Genomic DNA, 14,444 nt, shown 5'->3' with positions numbered 1-14,444 from the left:
CCCGGACCGCCAATTGGAGCTGTGGATGATTCACTTATTGTGGCTTGCGCCCGTTGTGGCGGCCCTTGCACTTCTGCTTACCTGGATCCTGCGACGCTATGCGTTGGCAAACAGCATGATCGATATACCCAATGCCCGTAGCTCCCACTCCATTCCCACCCCCCGCGGGGGCGGTGTGGCGATCGTGTTGAGCTTCCTGATCGCACTGCCGATCCTGTATCTGGGAGACGAGATTTCACGCTCGGTTACATGGGCTTTGATGGGGGCGGGCGCTGCCATTGCGATCCTTGGGTTTCTCGATGATCACGGGCATGTCGCAGCAAGATGGCGTCTACTTGGCCATTTTGGGGCGTCCATCTGGGCACTTTTCTGGCTGGGCGGACTCCCTCCCATCAGCTTGCCTGGCATGGTCGTTGACCTCGGGTGGTTGGGTCACATACTCGCTGCGTTTTACCTGGTGTGGTTGCTCAACCTCTACAACTTCATGGACGGCATTGATGGGCTCGCCAGTATCGAAGCGTTGTGCGTCTGCCTGGGCGCCTGCCTGATCTATGCAGCGACGGGGAATCAGGCGCTCATCTGGGCTCCATTATTGTTGAGCATGGCAGTCCTGGGCTTTCTTTACTGGAACTTTCCGCCGGCGCGTATTTTCATGGGCGATGCTGGCAGTGGCTTTCTCGGCATCATCCTGGGCATATTTTCGCTGCAGGCAGCGTGGCAGGATATGGCATTTTTATGGGTGTGGTTGATACTGCTTGGCGTATTCGTTGTAGACGCCACCTTCACGCTTATCAGGCGCCTGCTGCGCGGCGACAAGGTTTATGAAGCTCATCGCAGTCATGCCTATCAATTCGCCTCACGTCAGGTTGGCCGACATTTGCCTGTCACCCTGGCGGTGCTCGCGATTAATTTATTATGGTTGATACCTATCGCACTTTCTGTGGCTTTATTGGGTCTCAATGGTTTGGCGGGTTTGCTTATCGCCTATATACCGCTGGTGCTGCTGGCTATCAAATACCGTGCGGGTGAGTTGGAAAAAACCGTCTCACCTTCGGCGTAATTCGCGTACAGAACAATAAGGCCATTCAAGTGTTCAATGCCGGTCATGCAGAGCAGGTCAGGAGCGTTAGAGGTGTTTAAAGGGTTATGAGTAAAATTCGATCTTACCTGCTGGCGCTTCCTCGCAGGCGCAAACGCATCCTGCAGGTCATCACAGATATCCTCCTGGTCTGGCTCGCCCTGTGGATGGCGTTTGTCGTGCGCCTAGGGGTGGATGACATGATCAACCCGGTGGCCCTTCACCAATGGTTGTTCCTCTGCGCTCCGGTTGTCGCTATTCCACTGTTCGTGCGTTTTGGCATGTACCGTGCTGTCATGCGGTACTTTGGCAACGACGCCCTGATTGCGATCATCAAGGCCGTCAGTCTTTCATCTTTGATTCTAGGTGTAGTGGTTTACTGGTACAGCAATCACCAGAACGTGGTGCCACGTTCCATCATCTTCAATTATTGGTGGCTTAGCTTGATCATGGTTGGCGGATTGCGTCTGGCCATGCGGCAGTACTTTCTGGGCGACTGGTTCGCTGCGGCTCAGCACGTGCCGTTCACCAGCCGTGACGACGGCTTGCCGCGGGTCGCGATCTACGGTGCAGGCGCGGCGGGCAACCAATTGGTGGCTGCGTTGCGCATGGGCCGAGTCATGCGTCCTGTCGCTTTTATCGACGACGATGACAGCATCTCTGATCGTGTCATCTCCGGGCTGCAAGTGTATAAACCCCGGCACATTCAACGCATGATCGACGCGACGGGCGCGCAGGAAATCCTGCTGGCAATTCCGTCTTCCAATCGTGGCAGGCGTCGCGAAATTCTCGGCTTCCTTGAAGGTTTCCCACTGCATGTACGCAGCGTCCCCGGCTTCATGGACCTCGCAAGCGGCCGTGTAAAGGTAGACGACATTCAGGAAGTGGATATTGCCGACCTGCTGGGGCGCGACGCCGTGCCGGCCCAGGAGGAGCTTCTGGAACACTGCATCAAGGGGCAGTCCGTGCTGGTCACAGGGGCGGGTGGTTCGATCGGTTCCGAACTCTGCCGACAGATCCTGTCACTGCAGCCCACCACCTTATTGTTGTTCGAGCATAGTGAGTTCAACCTCTACAGCATTTTGTCGGAGCTCGAACAACGGATCGTTCGTGAATCGTTACCGGTTCGTGTATTGCCCATACTCGGGTCAATACGCAATGAGGCGAAGTTGCTCGACATCATGAAAACCTGGAGCGTGGACACGGTTTACCACGCAGCCGCCTACAAGCACGTACCGATGGTCGAGCACAATATTGCCGAAGGTGTGCTTAATAATGTGATCGGTACCTTGAACACTGCCCAGGCTGCTCTGCAGGCCGGCGTGTTGAACTTCGTACTGATTTCAACCGATAAGGCGGTTCGCCCAACTAACGTGATGGGCAGCACCAAACGCCTCGCCGAACTGACACTGCAGGCCCTCAGTCGTGAACTGGCGCCGGTGTTGTTTGGTGACAGTGCCAATGTATCGCGCGTCAACAATACCCGGTTCACCATGGTTCGCTTTGGTAATGTTCTGGGGTCGTCGGGATCGGTGATTCCGTTGTTCCACAAGCAGATCAAATCCGGCGGGCCGCTGACGGTCACTCACCCAAAGATCACGCGCTATTTCATGACTATCCCCGAGGCCGCCCAACTGGTGATCCAGGCTGGCTCCATGGGGCTTGGCGGAGATGTGTTCGTACTTGACATGGGGGAGCCGGTAAAGATTACCGAACTGGCGGAAAAGATGATTCATCTCTCCGGTCTTAGCGTTCGGTCCGAAAAAAATCCCCTCGGTGACATCGCGATTGAATTCACGGGATTGCGTCCTGGTGAAAAGCTTTACGAGGAGTTACTGATTGGTGACAACGTCGTTGCCACCCAGCACCCGATGATCATGAGTGCTAACGAAGATCACCTCTCCTGGGATCTGCTCAAGGACATGCTGACGCAACTGCTTGCCGCCGTTGAACAGCACGATTACACGCGCGTGCGTCAGCTCCTGAGGGACACCGTGAGCGGGTATTCCCCGGACGGCGAAATTGTCGATTGGATCTATCAGCAACGCCGCTTGGAACCCTGAGAAAACACCTTGTTACTCAGCCATTTTTGACGTTCTCCAAAGATCTTCTAATTTGAAAAAGCAGCTTCGGAAAGCTGCTTTCTCTTTTTAGATGTCATGGAGTGTCACCAATGCAAAACGCCTACATTTCCGCTCTCGTCTTTACCCTGCTTACAAATTTTTCACTCGCAGCAACGGCTGCTCCGGCACCTTCCCTCAACGTTGCTTCACCAATCCCGGTCGCTGTTCAGGTAGAAATCGCTGCGCAAAATGCCAAGGTCAATCTCAACGCTGCCGACGCGCAAACGTTGCGACTCAACCTGTTTGGTATTGGTGCAGCCAAAGCCAAAGCGATTGTGGCTTATCGAGAAACCAATGGGCCTTTCACAGCTGTAGATGAACTGCTTGAGGTGAAGGGAATAGGCAAAGCGCTGATGGAGAAAAACCGCGACAGATTGGAGATCAAATAACCCAATCAAACAGGCCGGTCATCGACCGGCCTGTTCCCGACTATAGTGGAGCTTTTTTAAGTGACATTTCCCTACAGCCCGCAGCCGCAATCAGAAGCAGGAACGCAGGTGCGATAACCAGGGGTCTCTGAACAATCGACAATATCAATAGCAGAGAAAAAGCCATGCCATTGAAGTTCAAGAGCACTCTATGCCTCAGCGCAAAGCCCAACAGCGTCAGTACGAAGAATGCTGTGCCTAGAATGCCCGAGTGAAAGATGATTTTCTTGAAGCTGGCGGAGCCGCTGTCGTCTTCCTTCTCGCTGCCAAACACGAGTGAGCGCGCATCGGACGATTCCCACTCAGAAAATAGCTTGTTGAAGCCATCGGTATTGCGATTGTCTCCTGCGAGCCCCTCCGACTTATAGGCGAAGCGGTCATACATCACGGTCTTCAAATAATCATTTTGTGCAGACAGAATGACGAGTGCCACCATAACGCTTAATAGCACTATGTTACGTTTGTTACCGCGCACCGCTTCGATGGCGAAGTAAGCCAGGCTTAATATGAAAAAAGCCATGGACAAACTTAGAATTCCGGAAATGAATATGATGAAGTTGCTGCGTGATCTCAGGTTGAACCTGTCTGCCGCCAGCAGCAGGGCAGCGAAGGTACCCAGCGCACCAGGCTCATCGAAAAAACCAAAAAACCGATAAAATGGATTGTCCAGCATATAGTCCAAAACCACGGTCATAGGGTAAACAAAATAGCCTACGCCATTTTGGGCTTTGAGTTGATCGGGAATTTTGTACTCAGGCAGAGGGCCCAGTAAGAATAATTTATTGTCACCGGTCAGGTGATGCAAAAACCAGATGCATATACCGGGAAGCAGAAGAATGGCGATCAGCCGTTTTGATTTACGAAAAATATTCAAGATTTCGTTTGAAGGTATGCAATAAAAAACAAAATAGCCGGCCATGAAATATAAGCAGCCTAGAATACTGGCGCCGTAAAAATAGTAAAACAGGAAAACCATTACGGAGAAAAGCAGGCCAGAAAAGTATTCGCGTAGCGCAATATCTTTCTTGAGGAAAAAAAGCACCAGGCACACACCCGCGATCAGGGCCTGAAATTGAGGTGTATACCCCCAGATATAGAAAGGGTTCAATGCAATGACGATCCAGGTTGCCATCGCCCAGAGATAGGTTTTTTTTTGCAGCGTGAGACGCGTTTCTGAAATTTCAATCATCGATCAACCCGACATATAATCAGCGCCAATGCCAGCAACTTTTTGAAGCTCAAGTCGCCCAGAAGCGATCGAGTAATATATTTCAATGCGCCGCTATAATCCTTCTTTACCTTGTGCAGGTGCCGGGCGTATGAATAGTACAGGTTGCTTTTGCCTTTTTTTATAGCACTGTACAGTTCGGGGAAATAAAACTCGCACAGTGCCAGTGAAACCAGGCTGTCATCCAGGTAGCCCATATTTGACGCATGGCTCTGATGCACGCGGTATTGCGTCAGCGGTGTTTTTAATATGTAGATATCGCCTTTGCTGGCGATATGGTAGTAGAACAGGCTGTCTGATGCTTTAGGCAAGCGATAGTCGTAGCCAGAGGCTGGAATTCGATCAGCCCTCACCATAAAGCCCGGCACGGGCACCAGGGAGTTATTGGAGGCGATCAACTCATCGAGCCTGTAAACAGGGTTGTGTTTATTGAATTTGTCTTTCTGTATTTTTACCGCACGTCCCTGTCCGTCAATAACCTGCACATAGGACCCGCAGATGGAGAACTCAGGATGTTGCTCCAGGAACTCGACCTGTTGGCTAATTCGTCCAGGCAGCATCAAATCATCGCCCGCAAACATGGCGACATATTTGCCTTTTGCAAGACGCAAGCCCGCATTGCAATTACCCGTTATCCCTTGGTTAGCGGAAGCAAGGTTAAGTATTATTTTTTCAGGGTTGGCGGCATGCATCTCTTGGAGGAGCGCGTCGGTACCATCTTTGGAAGCGTCATCACTGATGATAATTTCAATATTTTTGTAATCTTGCGATAAGATTGATTGAATGCACTCTTTGATATAGTTCGATTGGTTGTAAACGATGACCACAACGCTGACGAGTGGTTGTTCAGATAAGGGCAACATCACGCTTGACTTAAGGCTCAATTAATTTTCCGCCATACGAAGAAATACAAAAATACCCAGTAGGCCATGTAGTTTACGCAGTAGCCCATTGTCGCCCCGATCAGACCGTAGGCGTTGGAGAATGCCACGACCAGTAGGCATAGTGTTATGGAGAAAATGATTTCAGAGATGATGAACTCTTTGATCATCGCTCGGCTAACCATCAAGTAGGATAAAATCCAGCTGCCTATTTTCATGGTGTCGCCAACCAGTTGCCACGTAAACAACGGGCGCATGGGTGCGAATTCCTTGGTAAACAATATCCAGATAATAAGGTCGCGAAAAACAAAAACGCCCAGCGACAGCAGCGCGGCCGCAGGCAGAATTATTTTATAGCCGGACATAACTTCGTGTTTGATCTGGCTGGCCGAAGTCAGTTCCGACAGCTTGGGCAGGTAATACACGCTCAGTGTCATTGTGACCACCATCATGTATGCACCGCTTAGCCGAGTCATCGCCTCCCAATAGCCAGCGGCTTCGGCGCTCAAGGAGTCATTCAGATAGGTCCTGATAAACAGGGAGCTCAACGGAACGCATATGGCAGAGCACAGCGCCATAAATGTAAAACCGGTGAGTTTCCTCAGCGCACTGCGATCAAACTCGAAGGCAAATATACCGAGCCTGAACCAACTGGTTTTCAAGCAAACGCCCAATGTGAACAAACAGGCTATTGACTGATAAGACACCAGAGCAATGAGTGCGCCAAGAAAGTCGAAGCAATAAGCCAGGACCGCAGTAAAGAGCAACGAAAACAGGCTGCCCAGAATATTTGCGATCACATAGCCCTTGATCTCCTTCTTGCCGTTGAGTATGGCCAGGAGCAACGTGTTCACTACCATCGGCAACAGCCCGATGGCGAACACAATGAAAAGGTTGCTGTAGGCCCTGTCCCCGAGAAAAAACTCTGCGAGCTCTTTATCAAACACAATAATAAATATCGCACTGATGAGACTGCCCGATAACGCGATGCTGAAAGCCGTGCGCCAGACCTTCTCCTGCTTTAAAGAATCCTCTCCATACTCCGCGGTGTATTTGGTAACGCCGGTGCTGACCGCGCCACTCGCGAATGTCGAGAAAATCTGTACCGCATTTTGAAGCTGGCCTATGAGTGCGTAGCCCGAAGGACCGGTATAGATCGCGAGCACCTTATTTATGCCGAGCAGCGTAAATATTTTTACCAGCGACGCTATACCACTCAACAGGCTTGTTTTTATCAGCTTCATGACGATACGTAGGCGTTGCACACTTCGATGACGTGCGAAACTTCATCATCACTGATTGTGGGATTCAACGGCAGACTCACCACTGTGTCGTGGATGTTCTCGGTGATCGGGAAGCTTTCAGTCGTCATACCGCGCAACGCCACTTGTTTGTGCGGAGCGGTGGGGTAATGGATTTGTGCTTGCACACCGTTATCGGAAAGATGAGACATGAACCCGTTGCGGTCGTCACATCGGATGACGAACAAGTGCCAGGCCTGGCTTTTGCCATCAGCCAGGTTCGGCAGCGTGATCAATCGATTATCGATGTTAGCAACGTAGTTCGCTGCAATCGCTCGCCGGCGGGCGTTTTCGTTATCGAGGTGCTTGAGCTTGACAGAGAGTATCGCCGCCTGCAGTTCGTCCAGTCGGCTATTGATCCCCGCATAACGATGTTGATATTTCGCCTCGCTGCCGTAGTTGCCCAAGGATCGAACAATGTCGGCAAACTCAGCATCATTGGTAGTGATCCCGCCGCCGTCGCCCAGCGCACCCAGGTTTTTCCCGGGGTAGAAACTGAAGCCTGCAGCGTCTCCGAAGGCTCCTGCCTTCCTTCCGAAAGCCTCTGCGCCGTGTGCCTGCGCGGCATCTTCCAGAACCAGCAGACTATGAGCCTTGGCGATGTCATTGATTTTGTCCATTTCGGCCAGTTGACCGTACAGATGGACAGGTAACAAGACCTTGGTTTTTTCACTGATCCTGTTTTGAATTTGTCGGTGATCGATATTGTAGGTGTCCAGGCATGGCTCCACTAGAACGGGTGTCAACCCACTTTCAATGATGGCCAGAATGCTAGCAATGTAGGTATTGGCTGGGACGATGACTTCATCGCCATCGTTAACCCGGCCTTGCTCTTTCCAGGCGCGCAGGGAAAGGGTGAGTGCGTCCAGGCCATTGCCCACACCGATGCAGTACTGGGTACCACAGTACGCTGCAAATGCCTGTTCAAACTGTTCGAGTTCTTCGCCCTTGATATACCAGCCGGACTTTATCACGCGCTCGGCGGCGGCCAGAATTTCTGCCTGGTATTGATCGTTGACTTGCTTCAAATCCAAAAACTTAATCATTCAATTCCAGCCTGTAAAAATCATGCACGATAGCCCGGGCGCTGAAGCTCTCTTTTTGTGCGATCAACCCGGTGTTCAAGTAAAGCCCGCCACGCTCAGTCGAGATGCCGAAGCTGAAATACGCTTTGTCCGAGCGCTTGGCTTCATCAATGCAGCTTGCCAGGGTCAGATCGAGTGCCCCCGATTCCCTGCCGACTTCGTTTGCCGCGATGTATTGAGTATGCAAGACCTGCTCATAAGCAAATAGCAGCACACCACATATCAACTCTCCATCCTTGCGCACGACCCTCAGACGGATGTTTTCAGGAAAGCGCTCGTGGAGCAGAGCCATTTCATCGATCGAGTGAGTAGGTGTGGCACTGTGCTTCGATAGCACGCTGGAAAGCAGTGCGTGATAGGCCGACCAGTCCGTGGACTCCTCTACGCACAGACCGTTCTTCTTCGCTCTTGCAATCAACCATTTTCGGCCTTTTGAAAACTTGGGCTCTCGCTCCATATCAATGACGCTGGATATATCTCGCCGGAATAAGGTGGCGCCAACGATATTCAGCGCATACAAGTCTTCTTGAGCCGGGTGAGTGGCGAATATGTAAGGAATTGACTTGTATTCAAGGCGGCTGACAGTCTTTTCTTTCAGGAAGACTTTGAGCGTCTGCAGTATCTCAAGAACCTTCTCTGCTTTGACCTTGTGCGAAAGTATCAAGCCGCCGAACGTCAAACCTCCATGTGAATACACAACATTGTCCACAATGTTGGCGGGCAACACAGCAAGAAGTTGATCTTCTTCTTTGAACAGCAGAGAGAAGTCATTAAAGCGATCGGCGTGGTAGTCCATGAAGGGGCGTTCGAAGATAAACAGCGGTGTCTTGCTGGTTCTGACGAACTCATTCCATTGGCTCTCGGCGTCTTGCTGATAAAGCTCGCAAATCACCATTGAACCAACTCCATCAGGCCAATACCTTCAACGCCCATATTGTTGCCATTGTAAAAAGCATAGACTTTATCCGCCGTGACACACAGGCGCGGATAGCACAGGTGCTGGTCGTCAAATCCTGCGTGCTCTGAAAGTGACATGCCTAATTCGTCATCCTTGCGCGTCCAGTTGATGCCGTCTTCGGAGTAGGCAACGCCTGGGAAGTAATCCTTGCCGGTAATTCCGCCTTTTGTATAGAACATCATATAGCGACCGTTTATCTTGTAAACGGAGGGCCTGCCTATTCTATATTCATCACCTTCATTGTCGATGCAAAGATGATGGGGCCCTGGAAAGGAGATACCGTCAGGCGACTCTGTGTACCAGATGTTGTAACGAGGGTATTGAACGCCGTTTATATCACACCAGCCATCTCCCAATGCATACCAAACCTTCCAACGCCCTTCGTCGTAGATCGCAGTATGTATTGCGCGGATCGTGCGACCTTGGTGTACGCGATCAAGTACAGGCGCTTCAGAAACCCGGTCGAATCGAAGTCCGTCCTGGCTGGTTGCCAGGCCAGTGAAGGCAAGGAACTTCGCTTTTTTGACGATCTGGAAACCAACGTAGTACATTCTGATGGTGTCGCCATCGCGCACCACATCGCCCATGATGACGCCGTTATCGTCGAAACATCCGGGGCCACCCTCAGTCAATACTGGCTCTTTGCTAACACCCAGCACCTTGCGTGGGTCATGTGATGACACATCTACATAACCTATGCGGCTGACGCCGGCCTTGTCTCGAAACCCGGCATAAATTCTGATGACGTCCGGGTTCAATAAAAAAGGTGTTGGTGTAAGCGCTGAGTTCTCTGCCCAATCAGGAAGCTGGGTTCGAGCATCGAAGATCTGGCCTATCTTTTTCCAAAGCATGTCAATACCCTACAATTTAACTTTAAGACTGCTTTTTTTCGGCAGCATCTGCGCGGGCGAGCCATAATAAATTCGCTCTGGCTCCGGCAGGTTTTTATTAACCAGGGTGCCGGAGGCAATCACGCAGTCTTTGGGGATGCTGATGCGATCATTCAGTGTCGAATTGACACCGAGGAAACAGGATTCGCCGATATCGCAATAGCCTGACACCACGACATGTGAAGAGAGAAAGCAGTTGTCATTGATACGTGAACGATGCCCTATATGATTGCCGCTCCAGAGAATCACGTTATTCCCAATCGATACGAAAGGTTGAACTGTATTGTTCTCGAAGATAAAGCAGTTTTCACCGATTTCAGCATTGTGCCACACGAACGCACGCGAACTTATGTAGCTGGCGCACGTATAACCTTTGGACTTGACCATCTCATAGAGACGGGTTCTCAGTCGATTGAGTTGTGAGGCCGGTATCGCGACGAAGACTTCATAGTCGGCGGGCGGATATGTGGTTTCGATTGATTCCAGCGCTACAATGGGGAGATCGTACAGCGTGGTATTTTCGAGGTATTCCTTCTCGACGGAAAAAGCGCAGACCTGAAAATCAGAGTCATGTGTAAAGTACTCATAAGCAATCATGGCGAACTCACCCGCCCCAACGATTATCAGCTTTTTAGACATGCTTGCTCCTCAAGAAAAGTCTCATAAGATCTTATATAGTCGGATTCTTCATAATGTTCACTTGCCAGCACCAGCAATACGCAGTCAGGGCTGAAGTCATGCATTTCCCGCCATACCATACTCTCGATAACCAGCCCGCGTGTAGCGCTGTGCATAATGGTTTCTTCGCGAACAGTTCCATTGTCCAACACCATCTTGCAGGTGCCGGATACGCAGATCGCAATTTGCTTTAAATTTCGATGGGCATGAAAACCCCTGCTGATGCCGGGGGCTGTAGCGTAGATGTAATAAACACGTTTTATTTCAAAAGGGATGATCTTGTCGACGCCAACTTCAATGGCAATCAGCTCCCCTCGGTTATCGCCCAGTCGCTCAAAATCCAGCCATCTGATCAATTCCATTTCACCCTCCATGCCTCATAATTTATGCTGTTTACCCGCACTGACGAGCCATGATAGTTAGGCAAATAAATTCAATTTCATACCCATACATGTCACTTCCGTTACCAACGTCGACCCCTTTACTGCCGCGACAGGGTCACCGTAGGCAGCACGCCACCTGTGTAGTTGCAAAGAGTCAGGTCCGTTCGGTTTCAGCGTCTCTCATCGAAAGGGGGCTCTCTGGTTCACCGTGCATCTGCGTAACTCGACACAAAGTGGCTCTGGATTGGCAACCCAAGCCATAGCTTGAAAAAGGTCGATTATGTCACGGGGTATGGTAAATACCCATACAAAAGCGGTTGCCGATCTCACTTTAAAACCCTTCAGTCCTGATACTGCGCACAGCGCTGGCATGAATGGTGATTATCTCTTATGCAGAAAATTCCCAAGTCGAGGCGTCCATCATGTACAAAAACTACCCACCCGCTTACCAGGTCAGCAAAGGCTCCGCGCTGCAGGTCGACATCGCCTTCTACGAACGAATCCGCAATCGTGCCGACCTGCGCACCCTGATCAACCACTTCGAAGTCCCAATCCGCACAGGACGCGCATGGAACGTCCCCGCCGGTCACGTCTTCCGTGTCACCACTCCGGTAGGCCCGCAAGTAGGCGACTTCAACTTCTGGAACGCCCACGACCCGCGCGAGCGCCTGTGGGCGGCACGCACCCGTCAATTGCAGGGCGCCCACGTCAGCACCCACGACCGGCTATGGTCGAACCTGCCCTTTCTAAGGCCTCTGGTCACCATCACCGACGACAGCCTGGCCGGCTACGGTATCGATGAACACGGTGGCCGCCTGCACGATCTGCTCGGCACGCGTTGCGATCCCTATGTAAACCGCATGCTGACCGGCGAGGATTTCCATCATCACTGCCACTCGAACCTGACCCGTGCAATATTGCCCCACGGCCTGACAGAATTCGACGTGCACGACGTGCTGAATATTTTCCAGTGCACCGGGCTTAATCACGATGACCTGTATTTCATGAAAGCCTGCCCGGCGCAGAAGGGCGACTACCTTGAGTTTTTCGCCGAGATTGACCTGTTGTGCGCGCTATCGACGTGCCCGGGTGGAGATTTGTCGTTGCCGATGTGGGGCCCGCAGGCGCAGGACCCGCTGACGGTGTGTCGTCCGTTGGGTGTCGAGATCTACAGGCTGGAGGATGAGCTGCTGAGCGGCTGGAGCCAGCCGGAACGTGCTGCCTATAAAGGTCAGCACGGTTTGCATATTGCCAGGGCGGAGTGGGAGTAAACCCGGTTCAGCGGTCCTGCGCGTCCTTGGCATCCGCTTGCGCATTGCGCTGGGCCACGCGCTTGCGTTGTTCGTCGGTGAGTTCCACCTTGTTGGCGCTGTCACGCAGCATCATCAGGCCACCGACGATCGACCCGATCGCTACTACCATAATCAACCACGCATACCACGGCATAACGCTCTCCTTGAGGCAGATCGCCGTGGGAGAATTTTCCCACGGTAATAACTGCTTTGAGTGACGGGCTTTCTGAGTAGTTCAGTGTAGGCCCGTTCTGCCTCCCACGTCTTATAGGCCGGTCAGCATTGCGTCCGCCGGCGCATCGGCGCGGTCTTGTGCGGTCAATTGGAAGTACACAAAGCCGACGGCCATGAAGCCGAGGAAGATAAGCCCGATCAACGTGTTGAACCAGGCCATCGCGACCAGGCATACCACGGCCAGCACCAGTGCGATGCCGGGCACCAGTGGATAGCCCGGCGCGCGGAAGGTGCGCTCCAGCAGCGGTTCGGTCTTGCGCAGTTTGAACAGGCTGAGCATGCTCATGATGTACATGACGATGGCGCCGAACACGGCCATGGTGATCATCGCGGCGGTCAGGGTCATGCCGCCGAGGTTGATCAGGCCATCACTGTAGATGGCCGCGATGCCGACTACGCCGCCGGCGATGATTGCGCGGTGCGGTGTCTGAAAACGCGACAGTTTGGCGAGGAAGGAGGGCAGGTAACCGGCGCGCGCCAAGGCGAAGAACTGCCGCGAGTAGCCGAGGATGATGCCGTGGAAGCTTGCCACCAGGCCGAACAGGCCGATCCACACCAGCATGTGCAGCCAGCCGGAGTGGTCGCCCACTACGGTTTTCATGGCTTGGGGCAGCGGGTCGTTGATGTTCGCCAGGGTGCGCCAGTCACCCACACCGCCGGCGAAGAACATCACGCCCATGGCCAGAATCACCAGGGTGAGGATGCCACTGATGTAGGCCTTTGGAATGGTGCGCTTGGGGTCTTTCGCTTCCTCGGCCGCCATGGCCGCACCTTCGATGGCGAGGAAGAACCAGATGGCGAAGGGGATCGCCGCAAACATCCCGGCAATCGCCGGTGCGCCAAACGTATCGGACCCGGCCCAGCCATTGAGGGCGAAGTTGCTGAAGCTGAATGCGGGGGCGACCACGCCCATGAACACCAGCAGCTCGGCGACGGCGAGTACGCACACCACCAGTTCGAAGGTGGCGGCGAGTTTCACGCCAAGGATGTTCAGGCCCATGAACACGATGTAGGCACCGACGGCCGCGTGTTTCGGGTCCAGGGCCGGGAACTGCACGTTCAGGTAGGCGCCGATGGCCAGGGCGATGGCAGGTGGCGCGAATACGAATTCGATCAGGGTCGCGAGGCCGGCGATCAAACCACCTTTTTCACCAAAGGCGCGGCGGCTGTAGGCAAAGGGGCCGCCAGCGTGAGGAATCGCGGTAGTGAGTTCGGTGAAACTGAAGATGAAGCAGGTGTACATCGCGGCGACCATCAATGACGTCACCAGGAACCCGAGGGTGCCGGCCACGCCCCAGCCGTAGCTCCAGCCGAAGTATTCCCCGGAGATCACCAGCCCGACGGCAATACCCCATAAATGCAGGGTGCCCAAGGTGGGTTTGAGGTGTGTGTTCATTGTGCTGCGCTCCTTGAACGGTTTGGAATGATTCAAGGTGTTGCAGCGGGCATGCCAGCATGAAAATCATGGTCGTAAAGTGGCGCATCCGTCGTATCGGGGACGGTTTGGTGTTTGAACATACTCACCACTGCACCAGGCAGGTGCAGTGGTGCCTTGGCTGGCGCCATCGCGGGCAAGCCCGGCTCCCACAGTCAACCGCATTCCAATGTGGGAGTCGGGCTTGCCCGCGATGAGGCCCGTTCAAGCAATGCAAACCTGCGGTGTAAACCCCGCATAAACCCACTCTTTACGCCGTCTTTACGCCCCGCCCACGCCCTCGCTCTCGTTCCTTTACACCACTCCTGCGGACAATTGCCCCACACGCGGCACTCGCCGCACAACGGAGAGACTTCCATGAGCGTTCTGGACGGGGTGTCACTGCTATTGGCCGTGGCGCTGTTCATTTATCTGCTGGTTGCGCTGTTACGCGCGGATCGGAACTAGGAG

At 53.0% G+C, this 14,444-nt stretch carries 15 protein-coding genes; 5 read left to right on the top strand and 10 right to left on the bottom strand.

All coding sequences use genetic code 11. The annotated features are described in order from the left end of the window. Positions 1-25: 25 nt before the first annotated feature. The 3 genes from LUB09_RS17140 to LUB09_RS17130 all read left to right on the top strand — a co-directional run bounded on the left by LUB09_RS17140 (position 26) and on the right by LUB09_RS17130 (position 3,590). Entirely contained in the window at positions 26-1,060 is a 1,035-nt protein-coding gene (locus LUB09_RS17140) for an MraY family glycosyltransferase (RefSeq protein WP_209980398.1), read from the top strand. Positions 1,061-1,146: 86 nt separating this feature from the next. Continuing rightward, positions 1,147-3,141: a polysaccharide biosynthesis protein gene (locus LUB09_RS17135; protein ID WP_231423134.1), complete on the top strand. Its 1,995-nt coding sequence runs from the start codon at positions 1,147-1,149 to the stop codon at positions 3,139-3,141. Positions 3,142-3,251: 110 nt separating this feature from the next. After that, positions 3,252-3,590, top strand: coding sequence for a ComEA family DNA-binding protein (locus LUB09_RS17130; RefSeq protein ID WP_231423133.1), 339 nt, complete (start codon positions 3,252-3,254; stop codon positions 3,588-3,590). A gap of 40 nt (positions 3,591-3,630) precedes the next feature. On the opposite strand, the gene LUB09_RS17125 is transcribed toward LUB09_RS17130, so the two are convergent. The 8 genes from LUB09_RS17125 to LUB09_RS17090 are packed head-to-tail and all read right to left on the bottom strand — an operon-like array spanning position 3,631 to position 11,012. Further along, positions 3,631-4,818 carry a hypothetical protein gene (locus LUB09_RS17125; protein ID WP_231423132.1) on the bottom strand — a complete coding sequence of 396 codons (1,188 nt, stop codon included), beginning with the start codon at positions 4,816-4,818 and terminating at the stop codon, positions 3,631-3,633. Next, the gene (locus LUB09_RS17120; protein ID WP_231423131.1) at positions 4,815-5,741 is read right to left on the bottom strand and encodes a glycosyltransferase family 2 protein; all 927 of its coding nucleotides are present in this window, start codon (positions 5,739-5,741) and stop codon (positions 4,815-4,817) included. Before LUB09_RS17120 ends, LUB09_RS17125 begins: the two co-directional genes overlap by 4 nt. Beyond that, a complete protein-coding gene (locus LUB09_RS17115; protein ID WP_231423129.1) occupies positions 5,738-6,982 on the bottom strand; it encodes an O-antigen translocase in 1,245 nt (414 codons plus the stop codon). Before LUB09_RS17115 ends, LUB09_RS17120 begins: the two co-directional genes overlap by 4 nt. Further along, positions 6,979-8,085, bottom strand: coding sequence for a DegT/DnrJ/EryC1/StrS family aminotransferase (locus tag LUB09_RS17110; protein WP_209980411.1), 1,107 nt, complete (start codon positions 8,083-8,085; stop codon positions 6,979-6,981). Before LUB09_RS17110 ends, LUB09_RS17115 begins: the two co-directional genes overlap by 4 nt. Further along, the gene (locus tag LUB09_RS17105; protein ID WP_209980412.1) at positions 8,078-9,019 is read right to left on the bottom strand and encodes a GNAT family N-acetyltransferase; all 942 of its coding nucleotides are present in this window, start codon (positions 9,017-9,019) and stop codon (positions 8,078-8,080) included. The genes LUB09_RS17110 and LUB09_RS17105 overlap by 8 nt, the downstream gene beginning before the upstream one ends. Continuing rightward, the gene (locus LUB09_RS17100) at positions 9,013-9,933 is read right to left on the bottom strand and encodes a hypothetical protein (protein WP_231423128.1); all 921 of its coding nucleotides are present in this window, start codon (positions 9,931-9,933) and stop codon (positions 9,013-9,015) included. The genes LUB09_RS17105 and LUB09_RS17100 overlap by 7 nt, the downstream gene beginning before the upstream one ends. 9 nt (positions 9,934-9,942) lie before the next feature. Further along, positions 9,943-10,611, bottom strand: a complete 669-nt coding sequence (locus LUB09_RS17095; protein WP_231423126.1) for an acetyltransferase — start codon at positions 10,609-10,611, stop codon at positions 9,943-9,945. Further along, positions 10,596-11,012 (bottom strand): sugar 3,4-ketoisomerase, encoded by a 417-nt coding sequence (locus LUB09_RS17090; RefSeq protein ID WP_209980418.1) that lies wholly within the window; start codon positions 11,010-11,012, stop codon positions 10,596-10,598. Before LUB09_RS17090 ends, LUB09_RS17095 begins: the two co-directional genes overlap by 16 nt. Before the next feature lie 443 nt (positions 11,013-11,455). Here LUB09_RS17090 and LUB09_RS17085 point away from each other — a divergent pair, with 443 nt between their 5' ends. Next, positions 11,456-12,304: an urea carboxylase-associated family protein gene (locus tag LUB09_RS17085; RefSeq protein WP_231423123.1), complete on the top strand. Its 849-nt coding sequence runs from the start codon at positions 11,456-11,458 to the stop codon at positions 12,302-12,304. Positions 12,305-12,311: 7 nt separating this feature from the next. Here LUB09_RS17085 and LUB09_RS17080 read toward each other — a convergent pair whose 3' ends face one another. Further along, the gene (locus tag LUB09_RS17080) at positions 12,312-12,479 is read right to left on the bottom strand and encodes a DUF2897 family protein (protein ID WP_069665401.1); all 168 of its coding nucleotides are present in this window, start codon (positions 12,477-12,479) and stop codon (positions 12,312-12,314) included. Positions 12,480-12,590: 111 nt separating this feature from the next. After that, positions 12,591-13,955 carry an ethanolamine permease gene (gene eat, locus LUB09_RS17075; protein WP_209980423.1) on the bottom strand — a complete coding sequence of 455 codons (1,365 nt, stop codon included), beginning with the start codon at positions 13,953-13,955 and terminating at the stop codon, positions 12,591-12,593. 396 nt (positions 13,956-14,351) lie between these two features. Between eat and kdpF the strand changes: the two genes are divergently transcribed. Further along, positions 14,352-14,441 (top strand): K(+)-transporting ATPase subunit F, encoded by a 90-nt coding sequence (gene kdpF, locus LUB09_RS17070; protein ID WP_003218754.1) that lies wholly within the window; start codon positions 14,352-14,354, stop codon positions 14,439-14,441. Positions 14,442-14,444: the final 3 nt, after the last annotated feature.

This window comes from Pseudomonas sp. Leaf59 (assembly GCF_920984685.1).
Lineage (GTDB): Bacteria > Pseudomonadota > Gammaproteobacteria > Pseudomonadales > Pseudomonadaceae > Aquipseudomonas.
This window is presented reverse-complemented; position numbering and strand designations above follow the sequence as displayed.